This is a genomic window from Cryobacterium lyxosi (assembly GCF_004403345.1).
In the GTDB taxonomy this organism is placed as follows: Bacteria; Actinomycetota; Actinomycetes; order Actinomycetales; family Microbacteriaceae; genus Cryobacterium; species Cryobacterium lyxosi.
The window spans coordinates 246,250-263,110 of the sequence record NZ_SOGT01000015.1; the positions used below are offsets into that span (position 1 = coordinate 246,250).

The window sequence follows — 16,861 nt, forward strand, 5'->3', positions numbered from 1 at the left end:
ACGAGTGGCGTGTGGGCGATCGGCGATGCCACGAGAGGTCGCCAGCGCAGGTTCTTGGTTATATTGAGAAATGTGCTTCGATTTTTGAAGTCCTGAAACTTAAAGAGCCACAAGAGGTTTTCATATTCGATCGTTTCGAAGCTGCGGTCGCCTCGTTTGCATCCGCCGTTTCGGCATAGTTCGGGGTCTTTGTCGCGATGCTTACCGTTGTCATCACCTTCGTTGTTATCATCGTCGTCAGGGCAACTGCCATCCGCAAGCTGATTATGAGTACCGTCGGTGAATTTCCTTACGGCACACTCCTCACCAGCCTCGTGAGCGACTTCATCACCCTCATTAGCGTCAATGCTGCTGGATTACGTGAACGCCGTCGTCTCCGGTACCAACTCGATCCAGGCTTCCATCGCCGGAATTCTCGTGGTGGGGACCAGCGGAGACCGCATCAAACCCGTGCAAACCCGCGGGGAGTTTTACCTCAACACAGCAGAGGAAAAAGCTCCAAAATCGCCGAGCACGCTTAGAACGCGTCGCCCCTCGCTCGTAGGCAAAACTGTGAGTGTTATTCAGTCGGTGCTGACCCTGCGGGTGCGGCCATGATGATGGCCGCACCGATCAGGCAGATGGTTGAGCCGATGAAGTCCCACACGGTGGGTTTGAACCCGTCGATGAACACTTCCCAAGCAAGGGAACCGGCCACAAAGATGCCGCCGTACGCCGCGAGAACACGGCCGAAGTTCGCGTCGGGTTGAAAGGCCGCGACGAATCCGTATCCGGCCAGCGCGAGTACTCCGAGCCCAGCGAACCACCAGGGTTTGGATTCGCGAATGGTCTGTGCGAGATTGGTGGCCTGGGGAAAGTACTGGTAGGCCAGTCCGTTAAAGTTCTCATTCGCGCCGCGCTGCCAGGGGCTGGAGCGTTCTGCGAAGTAGATCGGAACTCCTGTCGCTTCGGTGAACTCCTTATGCCAGGCCATCTCCACGCCCTGGCCCCAGGTGAGGGTGAGTTAGAGGTGGGCGGCGAAGGCGGCGATGATGGCCGCGTTGACGCTGGCCGCAATGTGATCTAGGGGCAGGTCCACAAGCGAGGCGAACACACCACCGCGCAGATCGCTGAACTCTTCAGCGTCGCCAGATCCACGGTCTACCTGGAAATCCAACGCGCTGGTGACACCGCCGTCCAAATGTTCGCTTCGTTTTGTCTTGAACGGGCGCATAGCCGATCAGCGCATCGCTCTGCTTCTGGGGTATTTCATAACTATCGGTGAGTACCTGAATTCGAGCGTCAGGTTATGAGACGTAGATTGCCAACCTTCCTCACCGTGGTGGTCAATTTGCTCGCCGGCTATGCATTCGCACGATTGAGATTCCGCGGGCGAAACGTACTCTTCCTCTTAACCCTTGCCACGATGATGATCCCCGTCCAGGCGATCATGGTTGCTCAATTCCGACTGGTTTCCGACTTAGGTATTTATGGCAGCTACTGGGGTGTGATCCTGCCAGGGGCCGCAGCGGCATTCGGGATATTCCTCGCCAGACAATTCTTCATCGGAATTCCGGACGAGATCATCGAGGCTACGAAAATAGATGGCAGCGGGCAAATCCGCATTTTCCTGCAGGTGGTGCTGCCATTGAGTAAGCCGCTGATCGCGGTTCTCATCCTGCTCACCCTGATGGGAAGCTGGAACGACTTCGCGTGGCCCCTGATCGCATTGAATGACAATCAGCTATTCACTCTCCCGATTGGACTTCTGTACCTCCAAAACCAGACGGCGCCCAATTACAATGCCACAATGGCTCTGGCGCCGATCTCAGTCCTTCCAATGGTCGCGCTTTTCCTGTCCTTTCAGCGGTACTTCGTGCAGGGCTTCGCCCGCAGCGGTATTCGTTGATGCTGACCTATCTCTGCACCCTGCCCCGTTGGCTGCACCATGAGGGCTGTGCCTGCCGCGCAAAGACGCATCGTGACGGTTGCATCGCTTGCGCTGTGCGCGTGCCAACCGGTATTCGGTAGTTCGCTGCCGTTCGTCGTGTTGGCTGCGGTCGTTGCGCTGTTACCGGGTCTGTGGCTCCGCCATCCGCTGCGTCTGAGGCGAAAGACGCTGTAGTTCTGATGTCCTCTCTTTATGCCGTCGGGCTCATCCACTTTGTGGGGCCGAGGTCCTACTGTCCGGGTTTCTTAAGCGCTCTAAGAACACGGTTGGTCGCCTGCATTTAGCGCGCCGCTGCAGCAGGGTGCGTCACCAAGATCGTTGACACCATCCTGTCCGTTCCGCTACATTCGGGCCATGCAGCCGTTGATGACTGAGGTTGGAGGGCTCCAATTATGAGTAACGTTGGTCTGCTATACGTGGGGGTCATTCTTTTTATCAACGGGCTCATGCTCATCGGCGTGATTCCCGGCAAGTCGGCTGCCATTCTCAACTTTTTTGTCGGTGGCATGCAGGTCGTGCTGCCAACGATCATTCTGATCCAAGCGAATAATGATCCGGCGATCGTCCTCGGGGCTGCGGGGCTCTATCTTTTTGGGTTCACGTATCTCTACGTCGGCATTCTGCAGGTGACCGGCGTGAGCGGAGAAGGGCTCGGTTGGTTCTCCTTGTTCGTGTCGACGTGCGCGCTGGTGATCGGCATCATTCAGTTCACGCTCGGCGACACGGTTTTCGGCGTGATCTGGTGGATCTGGGCCGTGTTGTGGTTCTTCTTTTTCCTGCTGCTCGGTCTGGGAAAAGAGTCCTTGGCCCGTACGACTGGGTGGTTCGCGATTTTGATCAGCCACCTCACGGCCACCATTCCGGCCTTTTTTCTGCTGCTGGGCCGTTACGAGTCGAACACTGCCCTGGCCCTCGGCATGGCAGCCCTTGGCGGGATCGCGCTCGTGATGGCGATGGTCATCGGACGGCGGGCGAGAGTCGCGGCGGCGCCTGCGGCATCTGCTCCCGCATTGATCGTGACCTGAAAGGGAACCATGCCCATCTACGAGTACCGGTGCCCCGACTGCGCGGACTTCGACCTCGTCTTTGAGATGCGTTCTGTGCCCGATTTGGTGAGCTGCCCGACGTGCGCCTGCACCGCCCGGCGCCGCATGAGCGCGCCCGGGATCTCGACGGCCAGTTCGGCTGCATTTCGACTCATAGACGACACCAAGCGCAGCGCGCACGAGCCCGCGGTCGTGAACTCTCCCGCCCCCGGACGGCGTTCTGGTCCCGCGCAGAAATACACGTTAAACCCGCTACATAAAAAGCTTCCCCGACCGTAATTACACGTTCGCACGCACCCGAAGAAGGAGAACAAGATGCCCGAGCTGCTGTTTCCGCTAGATTCTTCGAAAAAATTTGAGGACCAGGAGAAGGTGGGGCACAACCGCTGGCATCCCGAAATCCCGCCGGTCGCCACAGTGAAGCCTGGCACGTCGTTTCGGGTGGATTGCCGCGAATGGTTCGACGGCGCCATCGTGAACGATGACTCGGCCGACGACATTCTCAACGCACCGCTGCTGACCGTGCACAAGCTCAGCGGCCCGTTCGCCGTGGAAGGCGCCCAACCGGGAGACCTGCTGGTAGTGGACATTCTCGATGTGGGACCCATCCCCATGGAAGACACCGGACCGCTCGCAGGGCAGGGCTGGGGATACACCGGAATTTTCGCGCGGAACAACGGCGGCGGTTTTCTCACCGATCAGTTTCCCGACGCGTACAAGGCCATTTGGGATTTCACCGGTCAGACCGCAACCTCACGACACATCCCGAATGTGTCGTTCACCGGACTCATCCATCCCGGGCTGATGGGTACGGCACCGTCAGCGAAGCTGCTGGCCACCTGGAACAAGCGCGAAGGTGACCTGATCGCCACCAACCCGCACCGCGTGCCGCCCCTTGCGCTTCCGCCGGAGGCCGAGCACGCCGTTCTGGGGTCCCTCGCTCCCTCGGAGTTCGCACGGGTAGCCGGAGAGGCCGCCCGCACCGCACCACCACGCGAAAACGGGGGCAACCAGGACATCAAGAACCTGTCCAAGGGCAGCCGGATTTTCTACCCGGTGTTCGTGGACGGCGCCAACCTTTCACTCGGTGACCTGCACTTCTCTCAAGGCGACGGTGAGATCACATTCTGCGGGGCTATCGAGATGGGCGGTTTCATCGAGCTGCGCGTGGACATCATCAAGGGCGGCATGGAGACCTACGGGGTGAGCGAGAACGCCATCTTCATGCCGGGCAATGTGGAACCGCAGTTCAGCCAGTGGCTGGCCTTTTCCGGAACCTCGGTGACGCTCGACGGCGAACAGCGCTATCTGGACTCGCACCTGTCGTACCAGCGGGCCTGCCTGCACGCCATCGACTACCTCACCAAGTTCGGGTACTCGCCAGAACAGGTCTACCTGCTGCTCGGCGCCGCACCCATTGAAGGCCGGTTGTCGGGCGTGGTCGACATTCCGAACTCCTGCTCGACGGTATACATCCCCACATCGATCTTCGATTTCGACGTGCAGCCGTCAGCCGTCGGGCCGTTCCAGGTCAATCCTGGAATCGGTGCACCGCGAGCGGCCAACCGGTGAGGTGCGCCGGGTGATCCGGCGAGCAGCAGCAGGAGGCTGACGCCGCTCTTCAGCTGTATCGGCTCGACTCCCGGTCGACCACAGACCCGGCTCCATCCGATCGAGCATCACAATGGACATTTACTTCCAAATGAATATAAACTAAATAAAAAGAAAGGAGATAATCATCCCCCTTTACTCGTTTCGCTGTCCCGATTGCGGAGAGTTCGATGCCGATCTCTCCCTCACCGGAAATACCTCCGATACGTCCTGCCCGAAGTGTAGACAGAATGCGGCTCGGGTATTCACCGCTCCTAATTTTGGGTCTCGCTCACGAGCACTGGACTCTGCCTTCATTCAGGCCGGGCGAAGCAGTGAAGTACCCGAGGTCGTCCGCTCGGTACCGTCCGCGAGACGGGCGTCGCGCGGGCCGGTTCGCGACCCGCGCTATCCGCGACTCCCCACGAACTGACGGCACGTCACCTGCACATTCACTCGATACTCAGCAAAGGACCACTCATGCCAGAAGTCATTTTCAGCGTCGATCAGAACCTTCCCATGGCACAGCAAGCCGTTCCCGGTCACAACCGTTGGCATCCCGACATTCCCGCGGCTGCGACCGTCAAACCCGGTGCCGAGTTCCGCATCGAGTGTAAGGAGTGGACGGACGGCCAGATCGGCAACAACGACTCAGCGGACGATGTTCGCCATGTCGACCTCGACCCCTGCCATATGCTCTCCGGACCAATCAGAATCGAAGGGGCCGAGCCGGGCGATCTACTCGTTGTCGACATCCTCGACATCGGTCCGGTTCCGCAGACCGTCGGCGAAAACTGCGGTGAAGGGTGGGGTTACTCGGGTATCTTCGCGAAGGTCAACGGTGGCGGGTTCTTGACCGACTATTACCCCGAGGCCTACAAGGCCATCTGGGATTTCAGTGGCCAAAACTGCACATCGCGTCACGTTCCCGGGGTGAAGTACACCGGCATCGCGCACCCCGGACTCTTCGGCACGGCCCCCTCACACGATCTGCTAGCGAGCTGGAACCGTCGCGAGCAGGCGCTGATCGACACCGACCCGCACCGTGTTCCCGCACTCGCACTGCCACCCACGGTCCGTGGAACGCTCGCAGGCACGGCAAGCGGAGACGTGGCCGACCGCATCGCCAGAGTGGGTGCGCGCACCGTTCCCCCCCGAGAGCACGGCGGCAACATGGACATCAAGAACCTCTCGCGGGGCAGCAGGATCTTCTACCCGGTCTTCGTCGACGGTGCGCTGCTCTCGGGTGGTGACCTGCACTTCAGCCAGGGCGACGGCGAGATCAATTTTTGTGGTGCCATCGAAATGGGTGGCTACATCGATATGCGCGTCGACCTCATCAAGGGAGGAATGGAGAAGTACGGCATCCACAGGAACCCAGTCTTCATGCCGGGGCGCGTCGCGCCGCTGTACTCTGAGTGGCTGACATTCGTGGGGATCTCGGTCGATCACCGTGACAACACAAACCTGTACATGGACGCCACCGAGGCCTACCGCAACGCCTGTCTGAACGCGATCGAATACCTGACCAAGTGGGGTTACACCGGAGAGCAGGCGTACCTGATCCTCGGCACGTCCCCCATCGAGGGTCGCATCGGCGGCGTTGTCGACATCCCGAATGCGGCTTGTTCGGTGTTCCTTCCGACCGAGATCTTCGATTTCGATGTGCGTCCGAACGGTGACGGACCGATCTACACTGACCGAGGACAAGTGGCCGTCGCCTCCTCCTGAGCGAATCGACGCGAGGCCGATCCAGCACAACACCGGATGGATCGGCGCCGTACCATCCGCTCGATGTGATCGCGGCCCTCTCAGAGGGTCGTGATCACGTCGAAATCTGCCACGGTGGCCCGCGCCAAGTGCACCTTCTGCTGAAGATGGCCGCTCCTCAACTCGACGGCTCCCCGTGGACCGTCGTAACCGACCCCCTCCGATACCGCGGTCAGGCAGTACACGTCGAGGCACTGCGCGGCACGAATCAGGCTCGCCAAAACGGTGATGCCCTCGTAGCAGGACTCAGCTTGGTTGTTTAGCGGAGGCGCATCCGCTCCAAAGTTGTCGGTGTACTCGCCGACGAGATCGAGCGAGCCTGCCGTTGACAGCGAGCGAAAATAGCCAGCGGAGACGTACATCTCGTCGATCGCACCGGGGCCGGACGCGATCAGCATGTTCTCCTCCATGAGCGGTGAAAAGCGGATGACGCGGTGCTGCATGTGTTCGCGTGCGAAGGCGCGATTGAAAGCAACGGCATCTTGCCCGACCAGGAACATGAGCACACCGTCTGCTCCGGAACGGATGAGCCGCCTGACCAGGGGTGCGAAGTCCTCCGTGCCCAATTGAACGAACTGCGAGCCGACCACCTGCAAGCCCAGCGCCCTCGCGTAGCTCATCGCCGCGGTCGCCGAACGACGCGGCCACACATAGTCATCACCCACGATGAACCAGCTGCGCACTCCGAGCTGATCGCGCAGCCAGGACAGGGCGGGCGCGATCTGCATCGGGGGAGTCTCTCCCGAGCAGAAGACTCCGGGATGACGCTCCCCGCCCTCGTACAAGGAGGTGTAGACGTACGGGATACGGCCCGCCATAACCGGAACGAGATGACTTCTCACGGATGAGATGTGCCAGCCCGTCAGCGCTTGGATACGCCCACGATCGATCAGCTTCGCCACGGTCTGGGCGATCTCGGGGGGCGGCGCCCCCGCATCGATGGTCTCGATCTCCACTCGACGGCCGAGCAGCCCCGTCTTGTTCAGCTTGGAAACGCACAATTCGGCTATGGCCTCGCACGACGGCCCGAATATTCCAGCCGGCCCTTGCAGAGGAACGGCCAACCCGATTCGTATCGTGTCATCGAGGACCGGAGCGCTGTGTCGGTGTCGGCGCTTATACTTTGCCAAGAGAACACCCTTGTTCGCGTGCAAATGAATAACTTCGACTAGGTCTTGAGTAAAAAGTATCCTATTGAACGGTGTTCGTTCCGGTTGGAAAGGAAGAAAGTGCAAGCGTCACCCTCCGACGGCGCGACTCTACCCGTGGACGGACCGAACATCCAGCTTGTTTCTCAAGCAAACCAGCTGTTTACGGGGCACATTGAACGTCGACTTCGAGGACACGGGATTAGCCTCGACCAGTGGCGCGTGCTGTCATATCTCTTCGACCACACGGCTTCGCCGATGGCCGAATTGGCGGCGGCGACGAATATCACGGGGCCAACGCTGACGCGAGTGGTCGATCAACTTATCGAGATGGCGCTCTGCTATCGCAACGTCGACTCCGCGGATCGCCGCCGAGTACTGGCTTATCTCTCCAAGCGGGGACGCTCCGTCGTACGAGAGCTGCTTCCTCTGATCCATGAGGCGGAGGCCGAGGTGACCTCCCATCTGTCACCGAAGGAGAACCGAGAGCTCATCCGCCTGCTGGCGCACCTCGTCGGGGGCACCGCCCAGAACCGCCCAACTATTTAGGGATGCCCTCTCACTAGCTTCCGCCATCCCAAACTTTCGCCGCAAAATCACAGCGGGACTGAACAAGGGCGAGGCCCGAAAGACGTAGCCCAGGCTATGTTCTTCGACCGCTTCGGAGAGATCCGCGACCGGTCCTTCGAGGAAAAGCACTGTCGACAAAGTCGACCAGCGCGGCAGTTGATGAGTTCAGGCTTGGGACGCGAATTTGCCGGTACCGGCGGTTGCGTATACTCGGTCCCAGCGACACGGGGTGCCGACTGGATGACGGTCGGCTGAGATGACACCCGTTGAACCTGATCTAGTTCGAACTAGCGAAGGGATGTCACGGAGAATTTCGTGTACCAGAGTGGTGCCGAATCTCGTCCTTTCGCCTTACCTAAGGTGAAGAAAATCATGCAAATAGCAGAACAGATTGTCCTGGTCACCGGCGGTGCACGCGGCTTGGGTACAAGCATCGTGCACGCTTTCGCGGCTCAGGGCGCCCGGGTGGTCATTAACTATCGCAACAGCGCCGCAGCGGCGGAGACCCTGGCTGCCAGCTACGGCCCTGAACACGCTTTTGCTGTGCGGGCCGACGTCACCGACCGAGCCCAGGTCGCGGCAATATTCACGCAGGCTCAGGCACATTTCGGGGCCCCCGTGACGACGGTGGTCAATAACGCGTTGGCCGATTTCCAATTCAACGGCGATGCCCGCTCCGGCGCTGCCGACATCAGTTGGGACGAGTTTGAGGCGCAGTTCTCTGGCAGTGTCCGCGGTGCCCTGAACACGACCCAGCAGGCGCTGGCCGGCATGCGCGAGGCCGGGTTTGGCCGCATTATCAACATCGGCACGAACCTATTCCAAAACCCGGTGGTGCCGTACCACGACTACACGGCCTCCAAGGCCGCACTGCTCTCGTTGACCCGCACCCTTGCCTCAGACCTTGGCCCGCACAACATCGCGGTGAACATGGTCTCCGGGGGGCTGTTGCGCACCACGGATGCCAGCGCAGCCACCCCCGAGGACGTGTTCGACTTCATTGCCGCGTCCACCCCGCTGCGCAGGGTGACAACCCCCGACGAATTTGCCGATGCGGTACTTTTTTTTGCTTCCCCCTGGGCGCGGTCGGTCACCGGGCAGAACCTGGTGGTCGACGGCGGCCTGGTGATGAACTAGGGGCGCGCCGCTCATGTCAGCTCCGCGCCAGCTTCACTTCAATGCATTCCTCATGGGTTGTGGCCACCACGGTGCCGCTTGGCGGCGGCCGCAGTCGCCCGCCGACCAGTTGGGAGACATCAGTTTCTATGAACGGCTCGCCCAAAGCGCTGAACGTGGGTTCTTTGACGCCGTGTTCTTCGCCGACGGGCATGCCGTCGGTGATGTGAGTACCGGCCCGCGGTGGTTTCTTGAGCCGTTGACCGCGATGGCCGCGATGGCGCGGGCGACGAGCCGCATCGGGCTGGTCAGCACCGTCTCGGCATCCTTTTACACGCCCTTCCACGCGGCGCGCATGCTTGCATCGTTGGATCACATCAGTAAGGGGCGCATCGGCTGGAACGTGGTAACCTCCATGTTTGACGCCGAAGCCCGCAACCATGGGATGGACGTGCTGCCCTCCCATGATCAGCGCTACAGCCGGGCAGCGGAGTTCATCGAGGTGGCACTGAAATTGTGGGATTCGTGGGAGGACGATGCTTTGGTCCTGGACCGCGGAGGTGTTTATGCTGACCCGACCCGGGTGCGAGCGATCGGCCACTCCGGCGAACACTTCCGGGTGGACGGTCCGCTGACGGTGCCGCGCCCGCCGCAAGGTCGACCGGTATTGTTCCAGGCTGGCGCTTCCGACCCTGGCCGGGCGCTGGCCGCCCGTTATGCCGAAGGAATCTATGCGGTGGCCTATGACCTCGCCAGCGCGCAGGAGTATTACCAAGATGTGAAGAGGCGCATTACCGAAGCCGGCCGCGATCCGGATGCGGTGTTGATCATGCCCGGACTCGTCACTTATGTCGGGTCCACACAAGCGCAGGCGCAGGCGAAGCAGGCGGAGGTCGACGCCCTCCTACCGACCGAGCAGTCGCTCGCGCAGCTGAGAACGTTCGTGCAACAGGATTGCAGTAACTGGGACTTGGATGCGCCGGTGCCGCCGCTGCCGCCGCTGGCAGGCTTCACCGGGCCTCAGGGCCGGTATGCGACCATCCTACGAATTATCCAGGCTGAGCAGCCCACGGTCAGGCAGTTACTGGGCCGGCTTGCCGCCGGCGGTGGGCATTGCACCATGGTCGGAACGCCGGAGCAGATCGCCGACCAAATCGAGTTGTGGTTTCATTCCGGTGCCGCAGACGGCTTCAATGTCATGCCGCCGCTGCTGCCGGAATCCTTGGACGAGTTCGTGGACCGGGTGATCCCTGTGTTGCAACGGCGCGGTCTGTTCCGCACCCGCTACACCGCCGATACCTTGCGTGGGCATCTGGGGCTACAACGCCCCACGGTCGGCGCTGACGCTTAGGGTGCACTGGACGAGCGGGTTTCCTCGTGCAGGGTCGCCAGGAGTGTGCGTTCGTATCCGGCGAACTCTGCTGAGGTGGTCATCGACAGCGCGCGCGGCCGTGGCAGGTCGATGGTCAGGTTCAGCCGCACGGATGCCGGCCGCGCACTGAGAACGACCACCCGGTCGGCGAGGTAGATGGCCTCACGGATGTCGTGGGTGATCAGCACCGCAGTCCAGGCGTTTTGGGACCACACCCCCTGCAACCAGGACTGCATGTCCGTGCGGGTGAGGGAGTCCAGAGCCCCGAAGGGTTCGTCCAGCAGCAGGACATCTCTGCCCTGCACCACGGTGCGCAGCAAGGCCGCGCGCTGGCGCATGCCCCCGGAGAGTTCGAAAGGATGTGCATCTTCAAAACCAGACAGGCCGAAGGCTGGAAAGAGACTGGCCGCCCGTGCTCGGGCGATCTTCTTTGTTTCCCCCGCAACCTCGAGGCCGAGGGATGTGTTCTCCAGAATGCTGCGCCAGGGGAACAACAAATCTTTCTGCGGCATATAGGCGAAGTGTTCATGTTGACCGGTGACGACATCCCCGTCGACGAGGATCTCGCCGGAACTGGCCGTCTCCAGGCCGGCCATGATGTTGAACATGGTGCTCTTGCCGCATCCGCTCGGACCGATCACGGCAACGAATTCACCCGGCTGCGCCGAGAAGGCGACGTCGTCGAGGACCGACCGTACCTGCCCGTGGCCGAGCGGAAACGACTTGCATATTCCGCGCAATTCGATCTTCGGGGGCGTTGCCTCAACCATGCCGGCTCCTGCGTTCCTTCGAGTGCCAAGGGATGATCGCCCGTTCGGCGACATAGGTCAACAGAAACAGGCACACGCTCACGAACGCGGTCACCGCAACGGCCGCCAACACAAGATCGGTGCGAAACGAGTTCTTCATCATCGCCATATAAATGCCCAGGCCTCGCTCGGCGCCGACATACTCGGCAAAAATGGCACCGGTGACGGCGTAGGCGATTCCGATTCGGAGGGCTGTGAAGAACGAGGGAAGCGCCGACGGAAGACGCACGTACACGAACTGCTTCCACCGGTTGGCCCCCATGCTGCGCAGCAGATTGATCGCGTCTCGATCGGTGCGGTTGAAACCGTCAATCAGTCCGACCGTGACCGGAAAGAATGTCACCAGGGCGATGACGATGACTTTGGGCAGCATTCCGAACCCGAACCAGATAACCATCAGCGGCGCGATCGCGATGATGGGTATGGCTTGGGATGCCACCAGCAGTGGTACCAGCGCTCGCCGTAGCCCGGGCGAAAAATCGATCAGGATCGCCAGCGTCCAAGCGACGGTCAGGGAGACGGCGAAGCCGAGAAACGTTTCTTGCAGGGTAGGGAGCGTATTCTCCCAGATCGCGGTGCGGGCCTCCCAGCCCTGCTGAAGAATGCGCTGCGGGGAGGGCAAAATCGCCGGTTGCACTCCACCGACCGTTACCGCCACCTGCCAGGTGATCACGAGCGCGGCGAGGATCGCGGCAGGAGGCGCGAGCGCCGAGAGTACCCTCGTGCGGGGCGCTGGAGCCGGCTTCACGGTGATGCTATTTTTCACTAAGGTAGCGCTCGGTGAACAATGTCGACGTGTCCAGCGATGCCGTGAGCGGTTTGCCGTCTTCGTCGGCCAAGAGGCCGGCACCGTAGAGGAAATCGGCCAGCTCCTGCCAAGTGTCTGCCGACTGAGTGCCCACCTTACCGTTGGCATCTTTGAGGTAGGAAGCGCTCAGTTTTTTCTGGCTTTGGTAAACGAGTTCCGTGTTTTCGAAGGCGCCGGGATTGGCATCGATCAAAATCTTCGCCGCGGCATCTGGATTATCGGCCGCGAACTGGTAGCCCTGTTGCAGGGCCTGAACGAACTGAGCAGTGGCGGTGGGGTGCTTGGCTGTCCAGGCCCGGTTTGCCTCGACGATCACCGAGTATTGGTCCGGTACGCCATAATCCTGCAGAGCAAAGAACTTCATCGGGGTGCCACGAAGAGCGGCATCGATACCCTCCCAGGTGGTGAATGCCGAGGTGAAGTCAACTTTGCCGGCATAGAGGGCCTCATAGGCGGAGGTGCCCAGCGTGATTTTCTTGAACTCGCCCGTTCCACCATCGTTCTTGATCACGTCCGAAGCCTCGGTGGGAAAAGTTGTGCTGGGATCTGCCATGCCGAGGGTCTTGCCGTCGAGGTCCTTGGGGCTGCGAATGTCGTCGCGGCTGGCCAGGACCCCGATCGCCGTAGCGTCGTGCTGCAGCACCGACATCACCGAGATGTTACGCACGCCCGCTGCCGCCGCGAAGGTGGCCGCGTGCTGGAAGCTGATACCGAAGTCAGCTGACCCGGCGTTGATGAGTGCGTCGGGGGATGACTGGCTGTAGGGAAGCACCCTCACCTCAAGCCCCGCCTGCGTGAAGTAGCCCTTCTCAAGAGCGACATACAGCCCGGTGTGATTGGTATTCGGTGTCCAGTCCAAGGCGAAGGCCACCGGAGTCAACGCGATAGACGAGTCGGTGCCTGTCGCCGAGTCTGAGGCGCAGCCGCTCAGAACTGTCGCCGCGGCAAGAGCCAGCGCGACCACCGTCACCCACCGCGACGGCGCACTTTTGGATAGAGATAGTTGCATTGTCGTGCCCTCCTTGATTGCAGAAATATCAGGGCACGGGATGTGAGAAAATTGCCTCCCTGCGCTGGCATGATCCAGATCAGGTTCGACGGTCGAAGATTGATAATCTTCCTCTCAGCCCGGCTCACCGGACTCCCGTGTTCAAGATGAGTGTAACCAAAAAAAGATCAAGCCTGGACGAACAACGTTTTGGTTCACACTCAATGCCTGCATACCAAGTCTTCGAACATCACCATGACGACTCCGACGAGGTCACCACCAGAACCTCGATCAGGCGCAGTGATGTCCGCTCCTGTGCCGATCCTGCTGCTGTGGCCGCCGGTACCTCGATCAGGCACCCGGATGCGACGTCGTAGATATAGCCCGGACCGGGATGTTTCTCGGTACGCGCGGATGGCATCGTCAGGCGCGCGCTGTCACGTGGGTTCCACTATCCGATACGAGCAAAGCGGGACCGTCAATCGCGGGCGAGGCATAGCAGGGTATCGAGCAGCACGTTCGCACCGTTCTCCACGTCGATCCAGGCAGTGTTCTCCTCGGGGCAGTGGCTGCGGCCATCGATGCTCGGCACGAAGATCATGCCCGTCGGCGCCAGCTGAGCCATGTTTTGCGAGTCATGGCCGGCCCCGGACGGCAGCGAGCTGTACAATAGCCCGCGCGCGGCGGCCGCGGTGGCGATGGTTGCCTGGATGGTGGCGTCGAGCTGGACCGGCGGGATCGTGACCTCAAAATCGCACTCCACTGCGACCTCGTAGCGCAGGGCGATCTCCCGGGCCACATCCACGATGGTTGTCTGCAACGTGTCCACCAGATCCGCCTCCGCTTCCCGGAAATCCACCGTGACCCGGGCCAGCCCGGGGATCACGTTGGCGCTCCCCGGCTCGACCATCACGATGCCCGAGGTGACGACGGCGCGCTCGCTCACGCGTGAAGCCACTTCGGGCAACGCCACGAGCAGCGCGCCGGCGGCAGTGAGGGCGTCGCGGCGCCGGTCCATCGGGGTGGTCCCGGCATGGTCGGCCCGGCCCCGGAACGACACCACGCCGCCGCCGAGCGCCACGATGCCGGTGACCACGCCGATGTCGTGCCCGAGCTGCTCGAGCGTCGGTCCCTGCTCGATGTGCAGCTCCACCGTGGCGTGCAGCGCGGCGGGGTCTAACTTGGTCGCCGTGGCCGCATCGAGGTTGCCGCCGGCGGCTGCGAATGTGTCGGCGAACCGGTCGCCGTCCCGACCGGTGAGCGACTCCAGCTCGGTGCGGGAAAATCCTCGCGCGAGTGCGCTCGACCCGAACAGGTGAGCATAGTTGCCCTCCTCGTCGGTGAACATGACCGCCCGCACCGGTCGGTCCAGAGCTGGGCGTTCCTCTTGGATGCGGCGCAGGCATTCCAGCGCGGCGAGCACGCCGAGCGCCCCGTCGAAGGCGCCTCCGTTGGGCACGGTGTCGATGTGCGACCCGGACCACACGGCGGGCCGGCCGGCGGTGTGGTCGTCATAGTCGGGCGATACGACGATGTTGCCGATGCCGTCCACTTCCGCGCTGAGACCGGCATCGGCGCAGCGCCCGAGCAACCATGCGCGGGCCTCGCCATCCGCAGCCGAGAAGGACGTGCGATCCAGGCCACCGCCCGGCCCGCGGCCGATGCTGCCGAGGGCCTTGAGGTCAGCGACCAGTCGGGGCCCGTTGACCGAGAGTCGGGCTGTTGCGGCATTCATGCGGTGCCGCCCGGCGTGCCGACCCGCGACAGGACTGCGGTGAGGGCGGCGGTGAGCCCGGCTGCCAAGGCCGGCTCGGAGTCCGGGGCGAAGTGAGGGGAGTGGTTGCCGGCGACGGAATCGGTTGCGTCGATGGTCTGCTGGGAATAGCCGCCGAACATCCAATACACCGAGGGCACGCCGATGGCCTCGGCGAGCAGTCCGAAGTCCTCACTGCCCATCACCGGCGGCACCTCGATGACGCAGTTCGTTCCGAGGGCGCCGCCGAGCTCAGTGATCAGCTGTTGGGTCGCCGCCGGGTCGTTGTAGCAGCGGGGAAATGTGGAGAGCACCTCGATCACAGGTTCGGGGGCTCCGGATGCCTGTGCTTCGGCCGCGATGATGCGGCGCAGCGAGTCCAGTACGCGGGTGCGCACCTCGACGTCAAAGGTGCGCACGTTGACGGTGAACTCGGCAGTGGCGGGGATGATGTTTTCCTTGAGTCCGCCGTGGAAGGTGCCGACCGTGACCACGGCGGCCTTCATCGGGTGCACCTCGCGCGACACGATGGTCTGCAGACGCACGATCATGTGAGCACCGAGCACGATCGGGTCGATCGACTGATCGGGCTGGGAGCCGTGGGCCTGGCGGCCGTGCACGGTCACCTTCCAGGAATCGGCCATGGCCATCGCCACGCCGCTGCTGATGTCGACGGTGCCGGCAAGGCCGGGCCATACGTGCTGGCCGTAAACGATCTCGGGGCGGGGGGCGCGATCCCACAGTCCGTCAGCGAGCATGGCTACCGCTCCCGCCCCGGTCTCTTCCCCGGGCTGGAAGATGAACACGACGGTGCCTGCCCAAGCGGACGGGTGGGTAACGAGGTGCTCGGCCAGTGTCAGCGCGACTGTCATGTGAGTGTCGTGGCCACACCCGTGCATCGCGGGCACGTCGGTGCCGTCGGCCAGGGTGCCGCGGGCGGTGCTCGCGTAGTCGAGTCCGGTTTCTTCCTGGATCGGCAGGCCGTCGGTGTCGGCGCGGTAGGCGACCGTGGGACCGGCGCCGTTGCGCAGGATACCGACGACGCCGGTCCCGCCGCAGCGGAAGGTCTCGAGTCCGAGGTCGTCAAGGCGCCGGGTGAGGAACGCACAGGTCTCGGTCTCCTGCATGGACAGTTCCGGATGCGCGTGCAGGTGCCGGTACAGCTCCTGCATTGTGCGGGTCGTGGTGTCATCAGTCGGGAGGAGGGTCACGGTCATGAGATCTCTTTCGTGGAGTCGGAACGGGGTTTGCTGCGCAGGAACCAGGCCAGCACGGCGGTGGTGACGACGGTGATTCCGGTGGCGAGGTTTGCGATGGTGGGGATGGCGGGCACGAGCACGAAGAAGACGAACCCGGCTGTGCCGATGGCGATAAGCGTGACGCGAGGTTGTTTCAAGGACACTACGAGCTGCACGATGACCCCGCCGATGATGCTGGGGAAGATGTACAGGCGCGCAACGTCGGTGACGTCGGCTGGCACGATATTGACAAGCCAGGAACCCAGTAGGCCGACGAATACCAGCATGAAGAACACGTGCACCATTGCCGCGCCGCAGATGGCCATCAGGGCTGAGAATTCGCCGCGCTTGGTGCCAGCCTTAGCGCCGATGGCCGCCTGGGCGACCAGAGCAGAGGGAAGCAGCTTGTTGGCGATGTTACCGATCATGAACGCCTGGTACATCGCCGCCGGGCCAAGGATCGGGTAGTAGGTGATCGGTTCGACCACCCACAGCACCGAGAACACCGCGGCAACGGCCAGAAAAGCGATCCAGACCTGTGTCTGCGTGATGCCAAGGTCGGCGAACAGCACCAGGTAGAGCGGCGCGGCGAGCGACATGACCAATGCGGCGATCATGGTGAGCCGACCCCAGCGGCTGGTCGTGCGGTCGAAGGTCGCCAAAACGGCGGACGGCGTGGAGATCACTGTTGTGGAGGACATGCTGACCTTTCTTGAGGTTGGA

The 16,861-nt window shown here is 62.1% G+C and carries 19 protein-coding genes, 1 pseudogene and 2 riboswitches; of the genes and pseudogenes, 10 read left to right on the forward strand and 10 right to left on the reverse strand.

All coding sequences use genetic code 11. The features are described 5' to 3' along the window. Window positions 1–559 precede the first annotated feature (559 nt). Window positions 560–973: a YnfA family protein gene (locus E3T27_RS16725; RefSeq protein ID WP_174722229.1), complete on the reverse strand. Its 414-nt coding sequence runs from the start codon at window positions 971–973 to the stop codon at window positions 560–562. A 30-nt stretch (window positions 974–1,003) separates the two neighbouring features. Further along, window positions 1,004–1,180: a hypothetical protein gene (locus E3T27_RS17445; RefSeq protein WP_166786223.1), complete on the reverse strand. Its 177-nt coding sequence runs from the start codon at window positions 1,178–1,180 to the stop codon at window positions 1,004–1,006. A gap of 120 nt (window positions 1,181–1,300) precedes the next feature. On the opposite strand from E3T27_RS17445, the gene E3T27_RS14645 reads away from it, so the two are divergent. The 6 genes from E3T27_RS14645 to fmdA (E3T27_RS14670) all read left to right on the forward strand — a co-directional run bounded on the left by E3T27_RS14645 (window position 1,301) and on the right by fmdA (E3T27_RS14670) (window position 6,297). Further along, window positions 1,301–1,888 carry a carbohydrate ABC transporter permease gene (locus tag E3T27_RS14645; RefSeq protein ID WP_241992267.1) on the forward strand — a complete coding sequence of 196 codons (588 nt, stop codon included), beginning with the start codon at window positions 1,301–1,303 and terminating at the stop codon, window positions 1,886–1,888. A gap of 434 nt (window positions 1,889–2,322) precedes the next feature. Beyond that, window positions 2,323–2,955, forward strand: a complete 633-nt coding sequence (locus tag E3T27_RS14650; RefSeq protein WP_134573612.1) for an AmiS/UreI family transporter — start codon at window positions 2,323–2,325, stop codon at window positions 2,953–2,955. Window positions 2,956–3,021: 66 nt separating this feature from the next. Further along, the gene (locus tag E3T27_RS14655) at window positions 3,022–3,255 is read left to right on the forward strand and encodes a zinc ribbon domain-containing protein (protein WP_241992273.1); all 234 of its coding nucleotides are present in this window, start codon (window positions 3,022–3,024) and stop codon (window positions 3,253–3,255) included. Window positions 3,256–3,291: 36 nt separating this feature from the next. Next, window positions 3,292–4,548: a formamidase gene (gene fmdA / locus E3T27_RS14660; protein ID WP_134573616.1), complete on the forward strand. Its 1,257-nt coding sequence runs from the start codon at window positions 3,292–3,294 to the stop codon at window positions 4,546–4,548. 166 nt (window positions 4,549–4,714) lie between these two features. Further along, window positions 4,715–4,999, forward strand: a complete 285-nt coding sequence (locus tag E3T27_RS17400) for an FmdB family zinc ribbon protein (RefSeq protein ID WP_420898071.1) — start codon at window positions 4,715–4,717, stop codon at window positions 4,997–4,999. Between the two features lie 47 nt (window positions 5,000–5,046). Next, window positions 5,047–6,297 (forward strand): formamidase, encoded by a 1,251-nt coding sequence (gene fmdA / locus E3T27_RS14670; RefSeq protein WP_134573618.1) that lies wholly within the window; start codon window positions 5,047–5,049, stop codon window positions 6,295–6,297. An 80-nt stretch (window positions 6,298–6,377) separates the two neighbouring features. Here the strand turns inward: fmdA (E3T27_RS14670) and E3T27_RS14675 are convergent, their stop codons facing one another. Further along, window positions 6,378–7,466 carry a substrate-binding domain-containing protein gene (locus tag E3T27_RS14675; protein WP_241992268.1) on the reverse strand — a complete coding sequence of 363 codons (1,089 nt, stop codon included), beginning with the start codon at window positions 7,464–7,466 and terminating at the stop codon, window positions 6,378–6,380. Window positions 7,467–7,601: 135 nt separating this feature from the next. Here E3T27_RS14675 and E3T27_RS16660 point away from each other — a divergent pair, with 135 nt between their 5' ends. From E3T27_RS16660 to E3T27_RS14690, 4 genes and pseudogenes are all read left to right on the forward strand, one after another. Further along, a complete protein-coding gene (locus tag E3T27_RS16660; RefSeq protein WP_277612407.1) occupies window positions 7,602–8,033 on the forward strand; it encodes a MarR family winged helix-turn-helix transcriptional regulator in 432 nt (143 codons plus the stop codon). 37 nt (window positions 8,034–8,070) lie between these two features. Then, window positions 8,071–8,195, forward strand: a pseudogene (locus E3T27_RS17405) (Tn3 family transposase); the annotation flags it as partial. A 74-nt stretch (window positions 8,196–8,269) separates the two neighbouring features. Then, window positions 8,270–8,370, forward strand: a riboswitch (TPP riboswitch). A gap of 56 nt (window positions 8,371–8,426) precedes the next feature. Further along, window positions 8,427–9,191, forward strand: coding sequence for a 3-oxoacyl-ACP reductase (locus E3T27_RS14685; protein ID WP_134573622.1), 765 nt, complete (start codon window positions 8,427–8,429; stop codon window positions 9,189–9,191). Between the two features lie 13 nt (window positions 9,192–9,204). Further along, window positions 9,205–10,521: an LLM class flavin-dependent oxidoreductase gene (locus E3T27_RS14690; protein ID WP_134573624.1), complete on the forward strand. Its 1,317-nt coding sequence runs from the start codon at window positions 9,205–9,207 to the stop codon at window positions 10,519–10,521. Here the strand turns inward: E3T27_RS14690 and E3T27_RS14695 are convergent. The 7 genes from E3T27_RS14695 to E3T27_RS14725 form a co-directional block, all read right to left on the reverse strand. Further along, on the reverse strand, window positions 10,518–11,312 hold the full coding sequence (locus E3T27_RS14695; RefSeq protein WP_134573626.1) for an ABC transporter ATP-binding protein: 795 nt from the start codon (window positions 11,310–11,312) through the stop codon (window positions 10,518–10,520). The genes E3T27_RS14690 and E3T27_RS14695 overlap by 4 nt on opposite strands. After that, complete coding sequence (locus E3T27_RS14700; protein WP_134573627.1) at window positions 11,305–12,117, reverse strand: ABC transporter permease; 813 nt, start codon at window positions 12,115–12,117, stop codon at window positions 11,305–11,307. Before E3T27_RS14700 ends, E3T27_RS14695 begins: the two co-directional genes overlap by 8 nt. After that, a complete protein-coding gene (locus tag E3T27_RS17080) occupies window positions 12,107–13,168 on the reverse strand; it encodes an ABC transporter substrate-binding protein (protein WP_134573629.1) in 1,062 nt (353 codons plus the stop codon). Before E3T27_RS17080 ends, E3T27_RS14700 begins: the two co-directional genes overlap by 11 nt. A gap of 39 nt (window positions 13,169–13,207) precedes the next feature. Beyond that, window positions 13,208–13,317, reverse strand: a riboswitch (TPP riboswitch). Between the two features lie 80 nt (window positions 13,318–13,397). Next, on the reverse strand, window positions 13,398–13,568 hold the full coding sequence (locus E3T27_RS16785) for a hypothetical protein (protein WP_198416541.1): 171 nt from the start codon (window positions 13,566–13,568) through the stop codon (window positions 13,398–13,400). 57 nt (window positions 13,569–13,625) lie between these two features. Then, entirely contained in the window at window positions 13,626–14,882 is a 1,257-nt protein-coding gene (locus E3T27_RS14715; RefSeq protein WP_134573631.1) for a Zn-dependent hydrolase, read from the reverse strand. Further along, complete coding sequence (locus E3T27_RS14720; protein WP_134573633.1) at window positions 14,879–16,117, reverse strand: amidohydrolase; 1,239 nt, start codon at window positions 16,115–16,117, stop codon at window positions 14,879–14,881. Before E3T27_RS14720 ends, E3T27_RS14715 begins: the two co-directional genes overlap by 4 nt. Beyond that, window positions 16,114–16,839: a hypothetical protein gene (locus E3T27_RS14725; protein ID WP_104195595.1), complete on the reverse strand. Its 726-nt coding sequence runs from the start codon at window positions 16,837–16,839 to the stop codon at window positions 16,114–16,116. Before E3T27_RS14725 ends, E3T27_RS14720 begins: the two co-directional genes overlap by 4 nt. Window positions 16,840–16,861 lie beyond the last annotated feature (22 nt).

Bases quoted from the DNA above. Each gene is read 5' to 3' on its own strand.
- E3T27_RS16725 (WP_174722229.1), bottom strand. From the start codon at position 973: ATGGCCTGGCATAAGGAGTTCACCGAAGCGACAGGAGTTCCGATCTAC.
- E3T27_RS14650 (WP_134573612.1), top strand. From the start codon at position 2,323: ATGAGTAACGTTGGTCTGCTATACGTGGGGGTCATTCTTTTTATCAAC.
- E3T27_RS14655 (WP_241992273.1), top strand. From the start codon at position 3,022: ATGCGTTCTGTGCCCGATTTGGTGAGCTGCCCGACGTGCGCCTGCACC.
- fmdA (WP_134573616.1), top strand. From the start codon at position 3,292: ATGCCCGAGCTGCTGTTTCCGCTAGATTCTTCGAAAAAATTTGAGGAC.
- fmdA (WP_134573618.1), top strand. From the start codon at position 5,047: ATGCCAGAAGTCATTTTCAGCGTCGATCAGAACCTTCCCATGGCACAG.
- E3T27_RS14685 (WP_134573622.1), top strand. From the start codon at position 8,427: ATGCAAATAGCAGAACAGATTGTCCTGGTCACCGGCGGTGCACGCGGC.
- E3T27_RS14690 (WP_134573624.1), top strand. From the start codon at position 9,205: ATGTCAGCTCCGCGCCAGCTTCACTTCAATGCATTCCTCATGGGTTGT.
- E3T27_RS14695 (WP_134573626.1), bottom strand. From the start codon at position 11,312: ATGGTTGAGGCAACGCCCCCGAAGATCGAATTGCGCGGAATATGCAAG.
- E3T27_RS17080 (WP_134573629.1), bottom strand. From the start codon at position 13,168: ATGCAACTATCTCTATCCAAAAGTGCGCCGTCGCGGTGGGTGACGGTG.
- E3T27_RS16785 (WP_198416541.1), bottom strand. From the start codon at position 13,568: ATGCCATCCGCGCGTACCGAGAAACATCCCGGTCCGGGCTATATCTAC.
- E3T27_RS14715 (WP_134573631.1), bottom strand. From the start codon at position 14,882: ATGAATGCCGCAACAGCCCGACTCTCGGTCAACGGGCCCCGACTGGTC.
- E3T27_RS14720 (WP_134573633.1), bottom strand. From the start codon at position 16,117: ATGACCGTGACCCTCCTCCCGACTGATGACACCACGACCCGCACAATG.
- E3T27_RS14725 (WP_104195595.1), bottom strand. From the start codon at position 16,839: ATGTCCTCCACAACAGTGATCTCCACGCCGTCCGCCGTTTTGGCGACC.